General features: G+C 53.3%; 19 protein-coding genes and 1 pseudogene. 12 read left to right on the top strand and 8 right to left on the bottom strand.

The annotated features are described in order from the left end of the window. Positions 1-5: 5 nt before the first annotated feature. From AC2FJC_RS02720 to xylF, 3 genes are all read right to left on the bottom strand, one after another. Complete coding sequence (locus AC2FJC_RS02720) at positions 6-809, bottom strand: ATP-binding cassette domain-containing protein (protein WP_496738333.1); 804 nt, start codon at positions 807-809, stop codon at positions 6-8. Continuing rightward, positions 809-2107 carry a sugar ABC transporter permease gene (locus tag AC2FJC_RS02725; RefSeq protein WP_496738310.1) on the bottom strand — a complete coding sequence of 433 codons (1299 nt, stop codon included), beginning with the start codon at positions 2105-2107 and terminating at the stop codon, positions 809-811. Before AC2FJC_RS02725 ends, AC2FJC_RS02720 begins: the two co-directional genes overlap by 1 nt. Before the next feature lie 62 nt (positions 2108-2169). Then, positions 2170-3189, bottom strand: a complete 1020-nt coding sequence (gene xylF, locus AC2FJC_RS02730) for a D-xylose ABC transporter substrate-binding protein (RefSeq protein WP_496738311.1) — start codon at positions 3187-3189, stop codon at positions 2170-2172. Between the two features lie 151 nt (positions 3190-3340). Between xylF and AC2FJC_RS02735 the strand changes: the two genes are divergently transcribed. Both AC2FJC_RS02735 and AC2FJC_RS02740 read left to right on the top strand, forming a co-directional pair. Continuing rightward, positions 3341-4558: an ROK family protein gene (locus AC2FJC_RS02735; RefSeq protein ID WP_496738312.1), complete on the top strand. Its 1218-nt coding sequence runs from the start codon at positions 3341-3343 to the stop codon at positions 4556-4558. Continuing rightward, the gene (locus AC2FJC_RS02740; RefSeq protein WP_496738313.1) at positions 4548-6059 is read left to right on the top strand and encodes a CRTAC1 family protein; all 1512 of its coding nucleotides are present in this window, start codon (positions 4548-4550) and stop codon (positions 6057-6059) included. The genes AC2FJC_RS02735 and AC2FJC_RS02740 overlap by 11 nt, the downstream gene beginning before the upstream one ends. Here the strand turns inward: AC2FJC_RS02740 and AC2FJC_RS02745 are convergent, their stop codons facing one another. The 4 genes from AC2FJC_RS02745 to AC2FJC_RS02760 all read right to left on the bottom strand — a co-directional run bounded on the left by AC2FJC_RS02745 (position 6060) and on the right by AC2FJC_RS02760 (position 10775). Continuing rightward, positions 6060-7361, bottom strand: coding sequence for a cytochrome-c peroxidase (locus AC2FJC_RS02745; protein ID WP_496738314.1), 1302 nt, complete (start codon positions 7359-7361; stop codon positions 6060-6062). Position 7362: 1 nt separating this feature from the next. After that, positions 7363-8310, bottom strand: a complete 948-nt coding sequence (locus tag AC2FJC_RS02750) for an aldose epimerase family protein (protein WP_496738315.1) — start codon at positions 8308-8310, stop codon at positions 7363-7365. Next, the gene (gene xylB, locus AC2FJC_RS02755) at positions 8307-9764 is read right to left on the bottom strand and encodes a xylulokinase (RefSeq protein ID WP_496738316.1); all 1458 of its coding nucleotides are present in this window, start codon (positions 9762-9764) and stop codon (positions 8307-8309) included. Before xylB ends, AC2FJC_RS02750 begins: the two co-directional genes overlap by 4 nt. 231 nt (positions 9765-9995) lie before the next feature. After that, positions 9996-10775, bottom strand: coding sequence for an MOSC domain-containing protein (locus tag AC2FJC_RS02760; RefSeq protein ID WP_496738317.1), 780 nt, complete (start codon positions 10773-10775; stop codon positions 9996-9998). A 397-nt stretch (positions 10776-11172) separates the two neighbouring features. Here AC2FJC_RS02760 and AC2FJC_RS02765 point away from each other — a divergent pair, with 397 nt between their 5' ends. The 10 genes from AC2FJC_RS02765 (at position 11173) to AC2FJC_RS02810 (ending at position 21661) form a co-directional block, all read left to right on the top strand. Beyond that, the gene (locus tag AC2FJC_RS02765) at positions 11173-12492 is read left to right on the top strand and encodes an ABC transporter substrate-binding protein (RefSeq protein WP_496738318.1); all 1320 of its coding nucleotides are present in this window, start codon (positions 11173-11175) and stop codon (positions 12490-12492) included. A 79-nt stretch (positions 12493-12571) separates the two neighbouring features. After that, positions 12572-13519: a carbohydrate ABC transporter permease gene (locus AC2FJC_RS02770; protein ID WP_496738319.1), complete on the top strand. Its 948-nt coding sequence runs from the start codon at positions 12572-12574 to the stop codon at positions 13517-13519. After that, complete coding sequence (locus AC2FJC_RS02775; RefSeq protein WP_010442361.1) at positions 13516-14454, top strand: carbohydrate ABC transporter permease; 939 nt, start codon at positions 13516-13518, stop codon at positions 14452-14454. Before AC2FJC_RS02770 ends, AC2FJC_RS02775 begins: the two co-directional genes overlap by 4 nt. Further along, a complete protein-coding gene (locus AC2FJC_RS02780) occupies positions 14451-14639 on the top strand; it encodes a hypothetical protein (RefSeq protein WP_058274732.1) in 189 nt (62 codons plus the stop codon). Before AC2FJC_RS02775 ends, AC2FJC_RS02780 begins: the two co-directional genes overlap by 4 nt. Before the next feature lie 2 nt (positions 14640-14641). After that, positions 14642-15739 carry an ABC transporter ATP-binding protein gene (locus tag AC2FJC_RS02785; protein WP_496738320.1) on the top strand — a complete coding sequence of 366 codons (1098 nt, stop codon included), beginning with the start codon at positions 14642-14644 and terminating at the stop codon, positions 15737-15739. Next, on the top strand, positions 15732-16724 hold the full coding sequence (locus AC2FJC_RS02790; protein ID WP_496725587.1) for an ABC transporter ATP-binding protein: 993 nt from the start codon (positions 15732-15734) through the stop codon (positions 16722-16724). The genes AC2FJC_RS02785 and AC2FJC_RS02790 overlap by 8 nt, the downstream gene beginning before the upstream one ends. Before the next feature lie 11 nt (positions 16725-16735). Next, positions 16736-18358 carry a dihydroxyacetone kinase subunit DhaK gene (locus tag AC2FJC_RS02795; RefSeq protein ID WP_496738321.1) on the top strand — a complete coding sequence of 541 codons (1623 nt, stop codon included), beginning with the start codon at positions 16736-16738 and terminating at the stop codon, positions 18356-18358. Between the two features lie 37 nt (positions 18359-18395). Further along, entirely contained in the window at positions 18396-19424 is a 1029-nt protein-coding gene (locus tag AC2FJC_RS02800; RefSeq protein WP_496725589.1) for a LacI family DNA-binding transcriptional regulator, read from the top strand. Between the two features lie 27 nt (positions 19425-19451). Continuing rightward, the gene (locus AC2FJC_RS02805) at positions 19452-20507 is read left to right on the top strand and encodes a sugar phosphate isomerase/epimerase family protein (RefSeq protein ID WP_496738322.1); all 1056 of its coding nucleotides are present in this window, start codon (positions 19452-19454) and stop codon (positions 20505-20507) included. Then, positions 20507-21661, top strand: a complete 1155-nt coding sequence (locus AC2FJC_RS02810) for a Gfo/Idh/MocA family protein (RefSeq protein ID WP_496738323.1) — start codon at positions 20507-20509, stop codon at positions 21659-21661. The genes AC2FJC_RS02805 and AC2FJC_RS02810 overlap by 1 nt, the downstream gene beginning before the upstream one ends. Before the next feature lie 257 nt (positions 21662-21918). Here AC2FJC_RS02810 and AC2FJC_RS02815 read toward each other — a convergent pair. After that, positions 21919-22017, bottom strand: a pseudogene (locus tag AC2FJC_RS02815) (IS5/IS1182 family transposase); the annotation flags it as partial.

Raw genomic sequence — 22017 nt, forward strand, 5'->3', positions numbered from 1 at the left:
TGACCCTATTCTGCTTTTTGCGTTGGCTGCTTGCCGAGAATGATCATCGACAAAAGATCGTCATCAGTGACGTCTGCGATATCGACCGTGCCAACCAGTTTTCCGTTCTTCATGACCGAGGCGCGGTCGCACAGTTCCATGACGGCATGCACGTCGTGATCGATCAGGAATATCCCAATGCCTTGCGCCTTTAGCTGGTGGATCAAATCCGCCACCATCTGAGTTTCATGCGGGCCCAGTGCCGCTGTGGGTTCATCCATAATCAGGATGCGGGCATTGAAATAGACGGCCCGCGCAATCGCCACAGACTGTCTTTGGCCTCCCGACAGTGCGGAAACAGGATCGTTGAACTTCTGAAAGTTCGGGTTGAGCTGCGCCATGATCTTTCGGCACTCGGCCTCCATGGCTGCGTCGTTGACCAAACCAAAAGGCGTCGTCATCTCGCGCCCCAGGAACAGGTTTGATGTCGCGTCCAGATTGTCGGCCAAGGCGAGCGTCTGATATATCGTTTCGATATTGTTTGCCCGGGCGTCACGGGGATTGCCAATCTCGACCGGCTTGCCATCGATCAGGATCTCGCCGTGGTCCATCTGATAGGCACCGGACAATACTTTGATCAACGTGGACTTTCCGGCCCCGTTATGGCCAAGTAGACCAACGACTTCACCCGGATAGAGATCGACCGACACATGGTCAACGGCCTTGACCCCACCAAAGGAAATCGAGATGTCGCGCATCTCGACCAATGGCGGCGCGCCTGAACCGCGCCCGGTGCCGGAAGGTTTTTTCTGCATATCCTGTGCTTGCATCATTTTGCCCCCAGTCGTTTGCGATAAACGATGTCGATATAGACGGCGAGCACAAGAACGCTGCCGACGACGATGTTCTGAAACGGCGCGTCAACGCCAACCATTGCCATGCCCGATTGCAGCGCCTGCATGATCAATGCACCAAGGATCGCGCCATAGATGGTACCGATGCCGCCCGACAATGCGGTTCCTCCGATCACTGCAGCGGCGATGACCCGAAGTTCGTCCAGCGTGCCAATGTCGTTTGAGTGGTTTGCCAGACGCGCCGAGGCGACCACAGCAGAAACGGCGCACAGGAAGCCCATAAGCGCAAAAATCTTCACGGTCAGCAGCCGAGTATTGATGCCAGAAAGCTCTGCCGCATCAGGGTTTCCGCCGGTGGCAAAGATGTAGCGTCCAAACCGGGTTTTTCGCGCCACAATTGTCAGCGTGACGGCCACGATAATCAGAATGAGGACAGAAATCGGTATGCCGTATCCTACAACCAGCCCCTCTGGCATTGTCTCGCCGCGCGCTTCGAACATACGTTGCAGACGGCGCGTAGGAATGGCGTAGCTGTTTACGATGTAAACGTACCCAAGGATAGCAAATGCGATTATCCCAGCCAGAGTGGCCTCGGCCCAAACAGGTTTCACAGGGAAGCCATGTGCTGCTTTTGCGCGGCGACCACTCCACAACGCCCAGATCGCGATCGCAGTAGCGAATAGTCCAAACAGCCAGCTCGTCGTTGTTCCCAAAGTTCCGTTAGTCCCGCCAAACATCAGGAACGTGCTATCCAGAGGGCCAATCGTCTGGCCGCTGGTCAGATACCACGCTACGTTTCTCCAAACCAAAAACCCGCCAAGTGTGACAATGAAAGCCGGTATCGTCAGATAGCCGATCATCCAGCCATGAAATGCACCAATCAGTGTGCCGACAAACAACCCAACAACAATTGTGATCGCCCAGGTTGCCGGATTGTTCAAACCCATCCCAAGTATTTGCGGCAAAAGCTCGGTTTGCGTCATTGCCATCACGGCCGAGGTTGTTGCCAGCAGCGCTCCTACCGACAAGTCGATGTGGCGAGTGACGATAATGAACACCATTCCGCACGCCATAATGGCCACTGAAACCGTCTGGATGGAGAGGTTGAACAGGTTCCGAGGCGTCAAGAACCGTCCATCCGTGAAGATGTTGAACCCTATACACAGGATGACAAATGCGCCGATCATTCCCAAAAGCCGCATATCCAGTTCCAATTGATGGAACAGGCTGGGTTTCGCTTTTTCAGGTACCGGCTGAGACGAAGTTTCGGTCATTTCCGATCTTTCATATTCAGCATTTGCCCCAGGCCCGGACTAAAGGCCCAGGGCTGAGTGATTTAGTTACAAGGGGCAGGTCCGTTTTCAACGCCTTGGCAAAGATCTTCCAGCGGGATCCATCCGGCATCAACAACCACGGACAAGCTGCCCTTAGTGATTGGAACAGGCGCTAGGAAAACCGAGTTCATCTCGGTGCCACCTGGTGATGTCCAGCTAACTGCGCCTTCGACATCAGCAGGACTTGTGCCGCCGCTCAGCGCAACCGCGATTTCGCCCGCCGCCTTGCCAAGCTCACGCGCGTCTTTCCAAACAGATACGGTCTGAGTCCCCAGCGCAACGCGGTTCAACGCTGCGTGGTCGCCGTCCTGACCGGACACTGGAATGCCTTCCATGCCCTGAGCAGTTAGGGCCGCGACTACCCCGCCTGCAGTACCGTCATTTGATGCAACAACCGCATCCACGTTGTTCTCATTCGCGGTCAGGATCTGTTCCATGTTTCGCTGCGCGTTCGCCGGCAACCAGCCATCAGTATAGGCCTCACCAACGATTACGATGTCACCGCTGTCAACGGCTGCGCCGATGATCTCTTGCTGACCACCCCGCAAGAAGTCCGCATTTGGATCCGTGGGAGAGCCTTTGATCATGACATAATTGCCCTTCGGCATGGCCTCAAAGACAGCCCGAGCCTGCATTCTGCCGACTTCCACGTTGTCGAAGGTCAGATAAAATGCTCGGTCGTCCTCGATCAGACGGTCATAAGCAATCACAGGAATACCTTCGTCCGCCGCGGCCTGAACCGCTGGTCCGATGGCCTGCGCGTCCTGCGCCAGGATGATAAGCGCGTCTACACCTTGGGCGATCAGGCTTTCGATGTCCGATAACTGCTTTGCGGAAGACGATTGCGCGTCCGCCGAAATGTACTCGGCACCACCTGCTTCAAGCGCTGATTTAATTGCCGCCTCATCCGTTTTCCAACGCTCTTCCTGAAAGTTCGACCAGCTTACGCCAACCACTGGCTCTGCGAATGCGGTCGAAGCCAACAAAGTGGCCACAGCCGAAAAGCTGAGAATTTTTTTCATGATTTCCTCCCATTTGCCGAGCCATCGCATTTCGATTCGCGGCTCTCACAAATTTGAATATCATATTTATTTCAGCCAGTAAAATATTTACTCTACAAGAGGCAGGCAAATTCAAATAGATTGGACCAACAGCAAGATTCGCGAGGACAAGATGCTGAAAAGCAAAGCCTCTCCGATTTCTTTGGAACAAAGAAATACGACCCGCCTGCGGGTATTGGAGCACATCAGAGCCAAAGGGTCCGTCTCGCGGATCGATATTGCATCCGCCTTGCAAACCAGCCCTGCGACCGTCACCGCTGCCACGGCTGATCTCATCTCGGCCGGGCTAGTCAAAGAGACTGAAAGCCAGGCACAGTCCAAGTCGGGGAAGAGAGGCAGACCCAGAGTATTGCTGCAATTGGACGGCCAGATGTATCTTGTGGCCGGTCTCAAGGTGGCTCGGCAAGTGATCTCGGTTATCTTGGTCGACTTTGAAGGAAACGAAGTCGCATCCCATAAATATGCTCTGGATCACGCCAGGATGTCGCCGCAAGAATTTGTATCGGCGATCCGCGAAGCTCTTGAAGAAACCTGCAATCAGATCGATCGTTCTGTCGCTCATTTGGCAGGTGTTTCTATCGGGGTGGCTGGACTGGTCGATGCAAACAAGAATTTTGTGCACTGGTCTTCTTCGATTACTGAGAGAAACATTGATTTTAGCCACTTGCTTTCAAATGCGCTGCCCTGCCCCGCATTCGTCGACAACGACGCCAATCTTGTCGCCAAGGCCGAACAGCTTTTTGGCTTGGGCAAGGGTTTAAAGAACTTCCTCGTTGTTACGATCGAACACGGTGTTGGCCTTGGCATCGTATTGGACGGCAAACTATACCGTGGAGAACGAGGTTGCGGCGCTGAGTTTGGGCACACCAAAGTTCAACTTGACGGGGCCCTATGCCAATGCGGGCAACGCGGGTGTCTAGAAGCCTATGTGGGCGACTATGCTTTGATCCGCGAGATGACGGTAACTGGTCATACCAACAACATGGACTCCATTTCCGACATTCATGACCGCGCCAACTCGGGTGACGCCAGAGCTTCGTCGGTGCTTGCCCGCGCAGGTCAGATGTTTGGCCTCGGGATTTCCAACCTGATCAATTTGTATGACCCAGAATGCATTATCGTCTCGGGGGCACAAATGAGCTTTGAGCATTTGTGTTCCAGCGAAGTTATGATCCGCATTCGAAACGGTGTTGTAAATGTCGATGCACCTTTGCCCCAGATCAAAGTTCATCACTGGGGCGATATGATGTGGGCCAAGGGGGCGGCAGCCTATGGAATCGAGCAAATCTCGATTCTTAAGGTCAAGGAGCTGACGGCGAATGCGTCTTGAGCTTGCGATACTTGTAGCTTTTGCCACTGTCGCGAATGCGGACACTGTTATTCCCCAATTTACAAATGTGGATGTACCAAAACATGTCTATGATGGCGGGTGGGAGCATTTTGTCGGCGGCGGTGTGACCGTTTTCGATTGCAATGGAGACTCCCTGCCAGAACTCTTTTTGGCTGGCGGGTCCAACCGGTCTCAACTGTTCATCAATACCTCGAACGAACAGATATCCTTTCAGACGGACACGCCTGAAAATCTTTCGCTAGCCGGTGTGACCGGCGCCTACCCTCTCGACGTTGATAGCGACGGTGTAATAGACTTAGCTGTGTTGCGCGTTGGCCCAGACCTGCTTCTTCAGGGCCATGCCAACTGCCAATTCAGCCCGTTCGCTAAACTCGGTTTTCAATCAAAGGATCACTGGACCACAGGGTTTTCGGCAACGTGGGAAAGCGGGCAGACTTTACCGACCTTGGCCTTTGGCACCTATGTTGATCGGTTTGATCCCGAGGGTCCTTTTGAATCTTGCGGACCAACCCTTTTGTATCGCCCTGAAAGCGGCTCTTACCTTGAGCCGCTGCGACTTGAACCCGGTTATTGCTCACTGTCTATTCTGTTTTCGGACTGGGCCAGAACTGGCCGCGCTGATCTCCGCATCAGCAACGACCGTCACTACTATGTTCGCGGCGGTCACGAGCAATTGTGGGCGATGGAGCCTGAGCCGCGCCAATACTCGGAAGGCGAAGGCTGGCTTCCATTTTCGATCTGGGGAATGGGGATCGCCTCCCGGGACCTTACAGGAGATGGATTTCCCGAAGTTTATCTGACCTCGATGGGTGACCAGAAACTCCAGATTTTTGACCCAGTGACAAACGGCCCGACCTGGCGCGATGCAACTTACGAAAAGGGTACGACCGCTCATATACCGCATATAGGCGGAGACGGAAGGCCATCCACCGGGTGGCACGCACAGTTTGGCGACGTCAATAACGACGGCCGGGACGATATATTCGTGGCCAAGGGAAATGTAGAACAGATGCCCGATGCGGCTCTGAACGACCCCAATAACCTACTACTACAGAACTCCGACGGTCAGTTTACTGAAGCTGCAGCAGATGCAGGCGTAGCTTCGATGGCTAAATCACGCGGCGCGGCCCTTGCCGACCTGAACAACGATGGAAAGCTGGATCTGGTGGTCGTCAACCGAGGTACTGAGCTTGAAGTCAGCCAGAACTCTTCTCAGGGTGGCAAATGGCTATTGATTGATGTCACTCAGGATCAATCCAATCACGCAGCAATTGGTGGATTTATTGAAGTCAAAACCTCGCTGGGTGTTCAGATCCGCGAGCTCACAATCGGCGGCGGTCACGCTGGTGGTATCGCTGGGTTTCAGCATTTTGGGCTTGGGAGTGAGGATCAGGTGCAGGTTCGTATGATCTGGCCGGATGGATCGAAAGGCGAGTGGTTGGACTATCAGCCCAACCAAATCATACGTTTTTACCGCTGATTACTTGTCGACCGGTAGCCCGCTTGGAACTTGGTCGGGCACACCTAGCTGCTCTGCCGGGTCTTCAAGGCTTACCAGAAATCTGAGAAGAGCGTCGATTTCCTGATCCGTCAGGCTTACTTTCGGCAAGCCGTTGCTTTGGGCAATCGCACCCAGGTGCTGATTATCCGACATTGCCCTTTCGTCGTCAGAGCCGGGGAAGTCCGGCAAAGTGGCCATCTCGATCGAGTAGTCTCGCAAGGACGCCACCGAGTCCAGATGATGGCGTACTATGTCCTCAAGTTCAGCATAGGCTCCGTTGTGTCCGTATGGCGCAGTCAGGGTCACGTTGCGCAGAGATGGCGTACGAAAAGCAAACGCGTCTTCGGAATCGCCGGTTACGCGAAGACGCCCATCGTCCCTGACATGGTTTTCAAATCGCGCCGCCTTTCCCGGACCGATCTGCGGCAGTGCAATCGAATGAAACTTGTGATCGGTCTGAAACCAGCCCGAATGGCAGTTGCTGCACCCAGCTTTTCCGTAGAACAGGCCCATGCCAATTTCGGCCTCTTCTGGCAATTCAGCCTCACCTCGCATCGCGCGATCGAACGGGCTGTTATCCGCACGCCACTCGAATGCGATAAAGTCCGCGATTACATTGGCAATTGCCGTGAACGTAATTCCATCATCCGGCGCTAAGTCCTCAAATCTCTGCTCGTACTCTGGAATGGCCGCAACACGTTCTGCAATCAGATCCCACGCACCACCTTGCTGTGTAAGAAAGCCAAGGCGAACCGACTTGCTCACATCATTCTCAGAATAGTGACCCGCCATTTCGTCTGGCGACAAAACCGGGAACATGGCCTGTGCGGCCAGCGCTGAATTGAAACCAGACCGCATATGATTACCCAACGGGGTTCTGATACCATCAGGTTGCGTTAGGTCCGCCTCCAGTCGCCCATCATGGAAAAAAGTCGTGAACTCAGTGGCCCCGAGGTTCCAAAGTCCTGGTGAGTTTCGAGGAATACGTTGTTCCGGGGTGTTCTCGGGATCCAGCGTTCGCTCTGGACCCAGTCCAATCCCTCCTTCCCCTATTCCAAGGGAAAGACCGTCTGACGTGCCAAGTTTGGGATGATGGCAGGTCGCGCAGCTGATATTCCTGTTGCCGGATAATATTGGGTCATAGAACAGCAACCGCCCCAGCTCGACACTTGCAAAGTCGGGTTCGAGGAACTCCGGCAGAGGACCAAGCGATTGGGCACGCGCACCACCCACCGCTGAGATTGTTGAGCCGATAATCAAGAATAGCGAAACTGCTCTCATGTCATTCCTCAGAAACTTCTAGAATAAGTTCCTGCCGATACGGATACTCCGGAGTATAGATGATTGAAGGAAACGACGAGATATTCGGTGCGTTGGGGTAACCCGATGGCTCGATACACACACCACGCGAAGTGCGCCGCAGTTTTGTCAGCTCATAGCCCGAATACACCTGTGCTCCCGGTTGGTCAGAGTAGACTGTCAACGCAAGGCCAGAAGGTGAAGTGAGTTCCGCCACCGGAGCCTTTGGGCCGCGATCATGATCAAAGCAAAAATAATGATCGATCCCTTCGGGAGCACTGCCAATCGTTTTGGGCTTTGAAAAATCCAACGCTTTGTCGGTGGTCGCAAGCACCCTGCCCGACGGGATACCCTGATCGTCGATTTTCAGATACCGATTTGAAGCGAGTCTAAGCTTGTGCCGATCTACGCCTTCCGAGGCGCCCAAAGTGTAGAAATTGTGTTGCGCAATGCTTATTGGCGTCGGCCGGTCAGGTTGTGCAGCTATTGAATATACCAAGCGTGGACCCAGCAGGCATATCCTGACCTCGAACCTGATCTCACCCGGAAAGCCGCCCTCACCGTCGCGAGAAACATAGCTCAGAAAGACTTCGTTCTGTGCAATCGGTTCGAGTTCCCAAAACTGTTTAGACAGCCCATCGTCCCCGCCATGAAGTGTGTTTTTGCCCTCGTTGGCGTTCAGCTCAAAACTGGCGCCATCCAAGTCAAACGTCGCGCCGCTGATCCGGTTGGCAACACGCCCTACAATTGCGCCCAGGTAACGCGTATCGGTGAGATACTCATTTGGGTCCTCGAACCCAAGGATGAGCGGGACGTCCTTGTACCACCAACCCTGCGTGATTGCCCCATAGTTCAGGACCGAAACACACATACTTCCATCGGTAAGAATAGCAGTTTCAATCTGATGGGGCTTACCCGTTTCTGGTTTCATCTTACCGCCAGCGGCGCAAGCGCCTCATAGAATTGCTTATATCTCCGGTATTCATTTTCGTAGACGTCAATCAGATCGCCGCGTGGTTCGATGCGTTCCTGAATATCCGGCGGTGTCATGACTTGCGCCGGCTCAGCGCCGTTGGCAGCACATATCGCGAGGCGCGCAGCGCCCAAAGCGGCACCGAATTCGCTGCCTTTTGGCAAATCCAGTGGAACTTGCAAAACAGTAGCCAAGGTTTCCAGCCAGAACCGAGATCGTGCTCCTCCCCCCACTGCCATAAGGCTATTTGGCTGGGTTCCGGTGCTCTTCAGTGCTTCTAGGCAATCTCTCATTCCAAAGGAAACACCCTCCATTACGGACTGGGTCAACTCAGCTGGTTCCGACGAGATGTCCACGCCCAAAAACGCGCCTCGAATATGGCTATTGTTATGCGGCGTCCGTTCTCCTGACAGATATGGCAGGAAGGTGATCGCTGTAGGTCCATTCAGTTTTTCAGGCATAGCTGAAGCGAGTCTTTCCACGGGTTCGCCCAGATTGCGAGCAAGCCAGTTCATGCTGTTCGTTGCTGAAAGCATAACACCCATTTGTATCCACCGATCAGGAACCGCATGACAAAAACAGTGCACGGCTGTTTCCGGATCAGGAGCATAGGCTTCCCGCGCAACAAGCAATACGCCAGACGTTCCGAGTGAGACAAAACCGGTGCCGTCGTTGATGCTCCCGATCCCGCAGGCAGCGGCAGCATTGTCGCCAGCACCTCCAGCCACGACAACCGGATTCGAAAGCCCCCACTCCTGCCTCAATCGGGTCTTCAACTCTCCACCCGGATCACTGCCTTCGACCAAGCGCGGCATCTGCTCGACACGCATGTGACCTATGGCTAGCGCCTTTTCTGACCACTGCCGAGTGTCAACGTCCAGCCAGGATGTTCCTGCGCTGTCAGACATGTCTGAAACATATTCGCCTGCCAGCCAAAACCGCAAATAATCTTTCGGCAGCAATACCTTGCCGACCTTTGAGAACACATCCGGCTCATTCGCACGCAACCATTCGAGTTTCGGCGCCGTAAACCCCGGGAATACGATGTTTCCCGATATTGCGCGCATCTCTGGTGTTTGATCTAGTGTCCCCGCTTCGTCGGCTGACCGAGTATCGTTCCAAAGAATACAGGGCCTCAATACTTCGCCATCATGATCCAGTAGTGTAGCGCCGTGCATGTGTCCGCTTAGGCCAATACCTCGCAATTTTGAGAATGCTTGCTGGTTGCCAATGCGAAGCTTCCCAACAACCTCTTCGCAAGCGTTGGTCCAATCCAAAGGATTCTGCTCAGACCAGCCAGGCTCAGGCGTCGAAGTGGAAATGCTGACTTCGGCATCACCGACAACGTGTCCTGTGTCATCTACCAGAATCCCGCGGAGACCTGACGTTCCCAAATCTAAGCCCAGATACATTGAGCACCACCCGCCTATATATTTTAATGATTAAAATTATTTGAAACAGGGATCTTGTCAAGGCTCCGTCAAAGGAGTGCCCTCCAATCGTATCTGGATCAGAAAGCACGAACGCGACAACCTTCGATACCCAGGATAGCCAAAAGAAAGACAGAGCAAGAGTTGAGTTTATTCGTTTGACCGAATATGGCTCAAACCTCTTAGAAAAACCACTGTGGCAGGAGGCAAGGTTTAAGCGAGTATTTCCCCAGTTTGACCGACCTTTAGCGTTCCACCATTAACCACTTCGACATAAACGCCCATATCCATATGGCCCATCAGTTTCCGAATAAGGTAGGGTATATTCAAGTCGCGCTCGGCCGTTTTCGGGTTCACTTCAGTTGCTGCACACCTTTTCGTACGTGAGAGTACCTTCAACTCGACATCGCCAAACCTTAAAACTGATCCAACTGCATCCAGCTCAGCAAACGAAGGTAAACCGTCTATCTCAATATTCGCTCGGAAGCGCGCCGGGTGGATTTCTGCGTTCAGTAGTTCGCCCAACTTTTTCACAGAGGCCAGATTCAAAACGGATATCGCGTTCATCATTTGCGTTGATACGACAGATACATCTGTAAACCTATGAGGAGCAGAGGAGACAAACTTTGGCAGCTCTGGATCTTTTAAATCGATCTCTGAAGAAAGGTACTCTGCCGCACTCCTCCTATCTTCAGACTCTCGCATGTCAAAGCGTCGTGTCTTTCCATTCGCATTGATCTCAAGTGCCTGGGACTCAATTTCAAAACCGGTCTGAATGCCTGCCAGTGCAGCCTCGTTCAACAAAACGACAAAACGATCTTTCGGCAGTGGCATTGGGTTCTGCATGTCGAAACCGGAGTTGTAGCGAGCAAATCCGAACAGGCGATCGCCCGGAATGCCCCCTCCTGCTCGCAGCGCCACAGTTCGCATAGGCTCGGAACTCAAGCCTTTTATTGGGTAGCGGTTCAATCGGACGATGGAGAGATTGTTCATACGTCTGCACCTGACCACAAAGAGTTATGCACGGTCCCGAGTTGTCCACGCTATTTGAAGTTATCTCGAGTGCTCAAAAGTATCGACCAAGTAATCTTTCAGCGCTTCAGAAGCGGGTTCGCTGAACCTGTTGGCCGCATGACGGCTGGGCCCATTTAAGTCGAATTTAAGTCGATATGACCATACAATACCTCGCTGCCGAAAATACATGCGCATCAAGTCCAAAGAATAATATCTATAGGAATCAATGACTAGGAGGCAAAATTGGCGATCTCTTTCGGGTTTATGAGGTACGAACCTCAAAAATATCTAGACTTGAGGTGCGTACCTCAAATAGCCTTGGAGGTATGCCGCGATTCGCACATCCTCGATTGACGGCGAAAAAAGGGAGGAATGGATGACTTACACAAAACTGGCTTCGGTCAGCACAATAGTCCTTGCCGCTACTACTCTTTCTACCAAGGCAAATGCTGAAGATCTGACACTATGTTGGGCGGCATGGGACCCGGCCAACGCGCTTGTCGAACTATCAAAGGAATTCGAAGCAGAATCCGGCCACACAATGAATTTCGAATTTGTTCCTTGGCCAAATTTTGCGGACAGGATGCTGAACGAACTGAACTCCGGCGGTAAGCTCTGCGACCTGCTGATTGGTGATAGCCAATGGATCGGCGGTGGCGCTGAGAATGGCCACTATGTCCAGCTGAACGACTTCTTCGATGCTGAAAGCATAAGCATGGACGATTTCGCACCTGCAACAGTTTACGCCTATTCGACCTGGCCCAAGGGTACACCAAATTACTACGCACTGCCCGCGATGGGCGATGCGAATGGTTGGTTCTACCGCAAGGATTGGTTCGAAAACCCTGAAATCCAAGCCGCGTACAAAGAAGCGACTGGTCAGGACCTACGCGAGCCTCAGTCTCAGAAAGAGTTGTTGCAGATCGCGCAGTTCTTCCAAGGTCGTGAAATCGACGGCAAGACTGTGTATGGGGCTGCAATCTTTACCGAGCGCGGCTCGGAAGGGATCACCATGGGTGTCACCGGGGCCCTGTATCCGTGGGGTTTCAAATACGAAAACACTCCTGGATCATATGATATGGAAGGTGCTGTAAACTCACCGGAAGCGGTTGAGGCTCTGGAGTTCTATAAAGAGTTCTACAAAACGGCGACGCCTCCGGGATACACGAACTCTTACATGGGTGAGAGCTTGGATGCATTTAAATCCGGTCAGGTCGCCATGGCTATGAACTGGTTCGCGTTCTTCCCGGGTCTCTATGCCGATCCCAATACCGGCGGTGACAAGATCGACTTCTTTGTGAACCCACCACAAAATCAGGCAGGCTCGACACTGGGCGGACAAGGTATTTCTGTTGTCAGCTACTCTGACAAACAGGACGCCGCGCTTGAGTACATAAAGTGGTTCGCGCAGCCGGAAGTTCAGGCCAAATGGTGGGAACTTGGCGGTTACTCGGCACATAACTCGGTGCTTGAAGATCCTGGTTTCGTGGACAGCCAACCGTTTGCCGGTGATTTCCTAGAAGCAATGGGTGGGGTGCAGGATTTCTGGCAAGAGCCTGCCTATGCGGAACTCTTGTTGGCAATGCAGAAACGCATCCACGACTACGTGGTTGCCGACCAAGGGACAGCTCAAGAAGCGCTTGATCTTTTGATCGAAGATTGGACGGAAGTCTTCGAAGACGAAGGCAAGCTGTAACCCGGACGCAGGCAGGAGCGGGTGCGAACCCGCTCCACCTTCTCCCGTGAGTCGTAAACCAACAAGAACTGGCAAAGAGATGTCTGACAGGACCGTAGATCGCGTTGCGCAGGCAACGCCCAAGCGAGTTGCGCGAAAAATTCGGGGGTTATCCGACCGCGCGATCGCCTGGATATTCATCTCCCCAACGATATTTCTACTGCTGGCGATCAATATCTTCCCGTTGATCTGGACCATTCAGCTGAGCTTTACCAACTACAAGGCCAACCGGATTGGGCGTGAAGTCAAAGATGTCGGGCTCAGGAATTACGAGCGTATCCTGACCGACTCAGACACCTGGCTGAACATGCAGGCGACGGCGCATTTCCTGTTCTGGACAATCTTTTTTCAGGTGTTAATCGGGTTCACACTAGCTTGGTTGATCAACAAGAAATTCAAGGGCAACGATCTTTGGACCACGATTATCGTATTGCCGATGATGTTGTCACCTGCAGTCGTCGGAAACTTCTGGAAGTTCCTGTATCAGCCTCAAATCGGCCTGTTCAACTACATCGTGTCGTGGTTCACCGGCAAAGAACCCTCGAGCTTTGAGATGCTTGGCTCAGTGACCCTAGCCCCGTGGGCGATCGTTATCGTTGACACTTGGATGTGGACGCCCTTCGTGATGCTGATCTGTCTGGCCGGGCTGCGCAGCATTCCCGACTATATCTACGAGGCTGCCGAGATCGACCGGGCCAGCAAGCTGCGGCAGTTCCTCACGATTACTATCCCGATGGTGCTGCCATTTCTGATGCTCGCGGTGCTGTTTCGTGGGATCGAGAACTTTAAGATGTTCGACTTAGTGGTTCAGCTCACCGGCGGAGGACCGGGTTCTGTAACGGAACTCACCTCAATCAATCTCAAGCGGGAGGCGTTTGAGAAGTGGCGTACGGGCTATGCCTCGGCCTATGCGATCATCCTTTTCGTCACCGTGTTCGGCCTTGCGTCGATCTACGTAAAAGCCCTGAACAAGGTGAAACAGAGATGAGTAGCTTTTCCGTCACCGAACCTTCGAACCGGTCCAAGTGGATCGCAGGCTTCTTGGTCATCACTTATGCGCTGATCACGATGATCCCGTTGGTGTGGATCTTGCTGACTGGCTTCAAATCGCCAGCCGATGCGATCAGCTATCCACCCAAGGTGGTTTTTGACCCGACGCTAGAAGGCTATGTCAACCTTTTCACCACACGCACGCGACAAACGCAGGAGTTTCTGGAAGCCAACCCACCGCAGAATTGGGCCGATGAGATCGTACGCCAATATGACATGGTGATCGTTGGACCATCCAAGTTCGGTGAGCGCTTTATGAACTCGGTCATCATCGGGTTTGGATCAACGTTCCTGAGTATTTTTCTTGGCACTTTGGCGGCCTATGCCTTCAGTAGGTTCAAGGTCCCGCTCAAGGATGACCTTCTGTTCTTTATCCTCAGTACGAGGATGATGCCTCCGGTGGCGGTCGCTATTCCTATCTTCCTGATGTTCAGAAATCTTGGGCTCAGCGATACACACTTAGGAATGATCCTGCTGTACACGGGCGTGAACATCTCTCTGGCAGTGTGGTTGCTGAAAGGATTCATCGACGAAATCCCAAGAGAGTACGAAGAAGCCGCTCTCATAGATGGCTACACACGCTTTCAGGCATTTTACAAAGTGGTGCTGCCACAAGCCGCGACCGGCATAGCCTCGACAGCTATCTTCTGCCTCATCTTCGCATGGAATGAATATGCATTTGCCGTACTGCTTACCTCAGCAAATGCGCAGACCGCGCCGCCATTCATCCCAACCATTATCGGTATCGGCGGTCTGGACTGGCCTGCCGTGGCAGCTGGAGCAACGATCTTCCTGATCCCGGTTATGATTTTCACCATCCTGATGCGCAAACACCTGCTGCGTGGGATCACATTCGGAGCCGTACGCAAATGAGCGAGTTTCTTACCGGACTGATGCGGCTTCGCCGCGGCCCATGGGAAATGGTCGCAACCATCCTTATCGCACTGGGTGTCTTCATGCTGATGCAGCCCTTTGTCCTTTGGGCTTTCACCTACTCTTTCATCGTAACGCTGATCGGAACCGTTATGTTCATCATCGTCAGCCACTTCCCGGAGTAGAAATGGCCCAGATCATAGTCAAAAACGTAAAAAAGATGTTCGGCGATTTCACGGCTGTACGCGAAAGCTCGTTCACGATTGAGGATGGTGAGTTCTTCATGCTGCTGGGGCCATCCGGTTGCGGAAAGACGACGACACTGCGGATGATCGCAGGTTTGGAACTTCCAACGTCGGGTGAAATCTACCTGGACGGTGAAGAAATCAGCCAGCGGCCACCCTCAGAGCGAGACATTGCCTTCGTGTTCCAGATGTTCGCGCTGTATCCACACATGAATGTGCGTAAGAATATCAGCTACCCTCTGATATCACAGGGTATGCCGCGCGCCGCCGTACATTCTAAAATCGAGGAAGTCGCGGGAATTCTAGGGATAAACGACATACTCGACAGCCCTGTAGGTGGACTTTCAGGCGGCGATCGGCAACGCGTAGCGCTCGGTCGCGCGATTGTTCGTGACCCCAAGGCATTCATGATGGACGAACCTCTTGGTGCACTTGATGCAGAGTTTCGTGAACACATGGCCGAAGAACTGCGCGCGCTTCATGACCGTATGGGTGCGACCACTGTTTACGTTACACATGACCAGTTGGAAGCCATGCAAATGGGCGACAAAATCGTAGTGATGAACAATGCTGTGATCGAGCAATTCGGCACGCCTCAGGAGATTTACGACAAACCCGCTACGATGTTTGTAGCTAACTTTATCGGGTCTCCTTCGATGAACTTCTTGCCATTTCAGGGAAAGGTCGAACCTGGCACTGAAATGGTTGGCCTGAACGGGCATGACGAACCTGTTCCCAAACTGATGGAAGGGGCTGAAGGTGACTTGGTTTTTGGTGTCCGCCCCGAGCATGTTTTTCTATCGGATGCAAGCGCCTACCGGGCCAAGGTCCTGGCCGCAGAATATTTGGGAACCACCCAGATAGTGACATTGCAAAGCCCGAACGGTGAGCTGAAAGCCCGAATTGATGCACGCGAAGTCGTTAACCCTGGCGAGACCGTGGGATTGGAGTTCCGCTCACCCGCAGTAACCCTTTTTGAAAAATCTACCGGACGCGCGTTGAGGTCCGCTCTGAACGACGAGGTGCTGAGCAATGGCTGAAATCGTTTTGGAGAGTATCTCAAAATCATTCGGCAATCTTAAAGCGGTGGATGATATCTCAATGACGATCCCCAACGGTGCCTTTGTGGTGTTGTTGGGCCCGACCGGCGCGGGAAAAACAACAACACTGAGATTGATATCCGGACTTGAGAAACTGGATTCAGGAACAGTGCGCATTGGCGGGCGTGACGTTGGAATAGATACACCCGCCCAGCGCGATGTGGCGATGGTCTTCCAGCAATACTCGCTGTACCCGCATATGACAGTGCGTGAAAACCTGTCTTTCCCTTTGCGTTCGCCGATCCTGAAGACGCCAGAGGATGAGATCGCGAGGAAGGTCAACGAAGTCGCCGAAATCCTCCAGATCCCACACAAGCTGGACAACAAAGCCACCGAACTGTCCGGCGGCGAAATGCAGCGCGTTTCAATCGGGCGGGCGCTAGTGCGTGACCCCCAGATATTTCTGATGGATGAACCCCTCAGCTCTTTGGACGCCAAGCTTCGGGCGGATTTGCGGGTCGAATTGAAAAGAATTCAGGCAGATCTGGGATCGACCTTGCTCTACGTGACCCATGATCAGGTCGAAGCGATGACAATGGCGACCCATATCGGCGTTTTGGAAAACGGCAAGTTGGTTCAATACGGGACACCCCGGGACATTTATGAAGACCCCGGCAGTGTATATGTCGCCAGCCGCTTGGGTCTGCCGCGGATCAACATCCTGCCGTCCGAGTTGTTCAGAGGCGACCACAAAGGCCCGCAGATTGGTCTTCGCCCAGAAAACATCATCGAAGGCGAAGGCAGCGAAGCGCGTGTGATACGTGCCGAACACCTGGGGGATCAAACACGACTGCACCTGGACTTAAACGGTCACACGGTTGTGACCTTGATTGATGTCCATCAGGACTATCCATCTGGAAAACTTATAAAAATCCGCCCACACAACCCGTTGTATTTTGACGCGTCCGGCGCGCGAGTGAATTAAGGAGCAAAAGCATGGCCCAGTTCCTCAACACAAAAGAAACACTGGTGACAGAGGCCATAGACGGTCTTCTCGCGTCATCAGGAGGACGGCTTACCCGATTGGATGGATACCCGCACATCAAGGTTGTCTACAGGTCGGATTGGGAAAAGTCGAAAGTCGCCTTGGTTTCCGGCGGCGGGTCTGGTCACGAACCTGCCCACGCAGGGTTTGTCGGCGCCGGTATGCTCACGGCAGCAATCTGCGGAGAAGTGTTCGCCTCGCCATCGGTCGAGGCGGTTTTGGCTGGCATTCTTGCGGTTACGGGCGAGGCTGGGTGCCTGCTTATTGTCAAAAATTACACCGGTGATCGATTGAACTTTGGACTGGCGGCCGAACGCGCCCGTGCGTTGGGCCGCAAAGTAGAGATGGTCGTAGTTGATGATGACATCGCCCTGCCCGACCTTCCGCAACCACGTGGCGTGGCAGGTACATTGTTCGTGCACAAAATAGCCGGAGCGCTTGCCGAAAGTGGTGCTGATCTCGACACCGTCACCGCCGCAGCAAGACGCATCATAGCCAAGGTCGTGAGCATCGGTATGAGCCTGGACACCTGTACCGTTCCTGGGTCTCCGAAAGAGGACAGGATTGCGCCCGGCAAAGCAGAGCTTGGCTTGGGCATCCACGGTGAACCCGGTGTACAGCAAGTCGAATTCTCGAATGCCGTATCGGCCATGTCCACAGTGGTGGAGAAGCTAAAGCAAAGGATGGGATCCGGGGATCGTGTGGCGCTGGTCAACAACCTTGGGTCCACAACACCGCTAGAAATGGCTGTCCTCACGCATGCCCTGTCTGAAACAGGTATCGCCCACCATATCATCGGCCCGGCACCAATGATGACATCGCTGGATATGCACGGGTTTTCTGTTTCCATTCTGCCTGTAGATCAGGACGATTTATCGGCACTTGAGGCTCCTGTTGATCTGGCGGCTTGGCCCGGCGTCAATTCCATCGACCCGATAAAAGTAGCGCCCTTGCCTGATGGCCTGACCCCGATCGATCCAATTCCTTCGAACAACCCTGCCACAAGGGAAACGATCGCTCGTTTGTCTGAACTTCTCATCAACGCAGAGAAAACCCTGAACGAGTTGGACGCGAAATCCGGAGATGGCGATACGGGAAGCACACTCGCCACTGCCGCAAGAGCATTGCAAGGTAGCCTTGACCGCATGCCGCTTGCTGATCTGACGCAACTGTTTCCGGCACTAGGCAATGAGTTGAGCCAGACAATGGGTGGTTCTTCCGGCGTTATACTCGCAATTTTCTTCAACGCAGCTGGCGATGCCTGTGCGAGCGGGGCTTCGATACCGAAGTCTTTGGTCGTAGGCCTGAATCGCGTCAGCCAGGTTGGGGGTGCCAAGGTCGGTGACAGGACAATGATTGACGCACTGGCACCAGCACTTGCCGCACTACCATCTAGTCTGACGCATGCAGCCGAGGCTGCCCGCGAAGGCGCGAACAACACCGCAAATATTCGCCGTGCGAAGGCGGGCCGCGCGGCCTATGTTCCCGAAGAAAACCTAGTTGGGCATAACGATCCCGGCGCTGAAGCTGTTGCTTTGTTGTTTGAAGGCTTAGCACGGGAGATTGAGGGCTGAAGAACACGTGGAAGATCAAAAACAAAAACTAAAATTGGTGAAAAAGCCAACCGTCAATGACATCGCTCGCGTGGCGGGTGTCAGCCTGGCGACCGTTGATCGAGTCTTGAACAGGCGCCCCGGCGTGCGAGCTGTGACTGTACAGAAAGTACAGAAGGCGATTGATGAGCTGGGGTATGTGCGCGACACCGCCGCAGCCAACCTGGCGCGAAACCGCGTCTACAATTTCCTCTTTGTTTTACCAGACACGGACAACGAGTTTGTGGAGGCAATAAGCAGTCAGATCGCTGAACAAACACGTGACCAATTTATCCAACGGACGCGCATTGCAGTAAAGAACGTCGCTCCGTTCGAGCCGCAAGATATCGTCAACATTTTGGATGCTGTCGACAGTTTGGACGTTGACGGAGTCGCCGTTTTCGGGCCCGAGACCCCTTCTGTCCGCGACGCTGTAAAAAGGCTCAGGGAAAAAGGCGTTCCGGTTGTTGCCTTGGTGTCTGACTTGCCAAGTTCTGAGCGAGACCACTTTGTCGGAATTGATAACGTTTCGGCAGGACGAACCGCAGCTCAGCTGATGGGAAGATTTGTCCATCGCGAAGGCAAGGTCTTGGTTCTTACAGGATCCCGTTTGGCGCGTGACCACCTGGAGCGTCGTCAAGGTTTTGACCTTGTTGTGGCTGAGGAATTTCCGCACCTCAAAGTCGTAGCGTCTGTCGAGGGCCGGGATGACCCGGATCTGATTTACAGGATGATGCCCGAAATCTTTGAAACCTATCCGGATCTGGTCGGAATATACTCGTCAGCAGCGGGCAATGCGGGCCTCATTCAATTTCTTTCAGAGAACAAACTCAGCAAAGATCTGGTGATCATAGCTCATGAGCTTACTCCGCTCAGTCGTGAGGCGCTTAGGCTTGGCACATTTGACGCCTTAATCTCGCAAGACACCGGGCACATTGTTCGCTCTGCCGTCCGTCTATTGCGCGCAACTTCGGACAAGGTTCCGTTCAACAAAGCACAGGAACGTATCCGTATCGACATCTATCTGAAGGAAAATTTACCGCCATAGAGGCTTAGGTTTTGGGGAGGAAATTTTATGAAGAAAATCAAAGGTCCAGCTTTGTTTCTTGCGCAATTCGCGGGGGACGAAGCGCCGTTCAATTCGTGGGACGCGATCACTAAATGGGCGGCGGACTGTGGATACAAGGGCGTTCAGGTTCCTAGTTGGGACGGCCGGTTGTTCGATCTGGAACAAGCCTCGTCCAGCGCCAGTTATTGCGATGATTTTAAAGGCATAGCCAAGGAAAATGGCATCGAAGTCACTGAACTTTCAACCCACCTTCAGGGCCAACTTGTGGCCGTTCACCCGGCCTATGACAGCGCGTTTGATGGTTTTGCAGCCGAAAGCGTCAGGGGAAACCCGAAAGCCCGGCAAGAATGGGCGGTAGACCAAGTCAAAAAAGCGCTATCTGCTTCGAAAAACTTGGGTATTTCAGCGCATGCGACATTCTCAGGCGCATTGGCATGGCCTTATGTCTATCCTTGGCCGCAGCGCCCTGCAGGCTTGATCGAAACGGCATTTGAGGAGCTTGCTCGTCGTTGGGTGCCAATACTGGATCACGCCGAGGAATGCGGCGTTGACGTCTGTTATGAAATTCACCCAGGTGAGGACCTCTACGACGGTGTGACGTTCGAGATGTTTTTCGAACGGACAGGAAATCACCCACGCGCTTGCATGTTGTACGACCCGTCGCACTACGTGCTGCAATGCCTCGACTATCTGGACAATATCGACATCTACAAAGATCGGATCCGGATGTTCCATGTCAAAGATGCCGAGTTTAACCCGACTGGCCGCCAGGGTGTTTATTCCGGGTATCAAAGCTGGGTCGATCGTGCCGGGCGCTTCCGGTCGCTTGGTGATGGCCAGGTGGATTTCGGGGCGGTCTTCTCAAAAATGGCCGCGAATGACTTTGATGGCTGGGCTGTGGTCGAATGGGAATGCTGTCTCAAACACCCCGAGGATGGAGCGCGTGAAGGCGCTCAGTTTGTGTCAGATCACATTATCCGTGTGACCGAGAAAGCCTTTGATGATTTCGCTGATGGTGGCGCAGACGAAGCAGCCAATCGTAAAATGCTGGGGATTGAGTGATGGTCACAGGACGCAATGAAGAAACTTCCGGCCGCATTCGACTTGGCATGGTTGGCGGCGGGAACGACGCCTTCATAGGCGGCGTTCATCGAATAGCGGCGCGATTGGACGACAAGTTTGAGTTGGTTGCCGGTGCTTTGTCTTCGACGCCAGAGAAATCTCTTGAAAGTGGTCATGCATTAGGGCTCGAACGGGTCTATGAAGACTTCAAACAAATGGCGATCAGGGAAGCCCGGTTGAAATCTGGGATCGAGGCGGTCTCAATCGTCACGCCAAATCACGTTCACTATGCAGCCGCACGTGAGTTCCTGAGACGCGGTATTCATGTAATTTGTGACAAGCCACTCACCTCGACCCTTGCCGACGCAAAGAAACTGGTCAAAGCAGCAGAAAGCGCGAATGCTTTATTCATTTTGACCCACAATTACACGGGCTATCCGCTGGTTCGGCAGGCACGTGAAATGGTCGTTAACGGAGATATTGGCAAGATCCGCGTTGTTCAGGTTGAGTACCCGCAGGACTGGCTGACCGAGCAGCAGGATTTCAAACAGGCTGAGTGGCGAACCGATCCAGAACGCTCGGGCGCTGGTGGTTCAACCGGTGACATCGGAACCCATGCTTACAACCTCGCTTGCTTTGTAACCGGGCTGAAAGCGGAAAGCCTCGCGGCGGACTTGCAGGCCTTTGTGCCGGGGCGCAAAGTCGATGATAACGCGCACGTCTTGCTTCGCTTTGAAGGCGGAGCGCGTGGTATGCTGTGGTCTTCTCAGGTGGCTCCCGGCAATGAAAACGCACTTCGTTTGCGCGTCTACGGCGAAAAAGGTGGGTTTGAGTGGTCTCAGGAAGATCCCAATTATCTTTGGTTCACGCCATACAACGAACCCAAGCGTTTGATCACCCGAAATGGAGCTGGAGCTGGTGACGCAGCCAATCGGTTGAGTAGAGTTCCTCCGGGACATCCCGAGGGATACCTTGAGGGGTTCGCGAATATCTATGGAGAGGCAGCAGAGGCGATCCAAGCCTTCCGAAATGGGATTTCACCTGACGTGTCGGTTGTTTATCCAACAGTTCATGACGGACTCAATGGTGTTAAATTTGTGGCTGCATGCGTGCAAAGTTCTTCAAGGAATGCGGCTTGGGTCAATTTAACTTAAAATCTGGTTGTGGACATAAGGCAGAAATCTTGGAAGGCAGCACGGGTATCTGCCAAAAATCGAAGCGCACGCAACCTATAGATGAACACTCCTGAACAACAAACTGCGAACATCTTTGAATGCGCGTTACGTAAACCGCCTTATGGTTGTATCATCACCCATCCTGGCTCTCATCACTCCAACGACCGATATCATAGATTCCCTGTTTCTTCTTACGACGTATAAAAGCAAGGTAGTTAGGCTCCAGACTCATTGATTTACAACCAGAATAGAACGGTAGCCGCGAGTGCGATGGCTGACAGGAAGACCTTCGGGCATCTGTCGTATCGGGTTGCGACCCGCCGCCAGTCCTTCAG

The sequence above is a fragment of the Ruegeria sp. CDSB117 genome, from assembly GCF_059611005.1.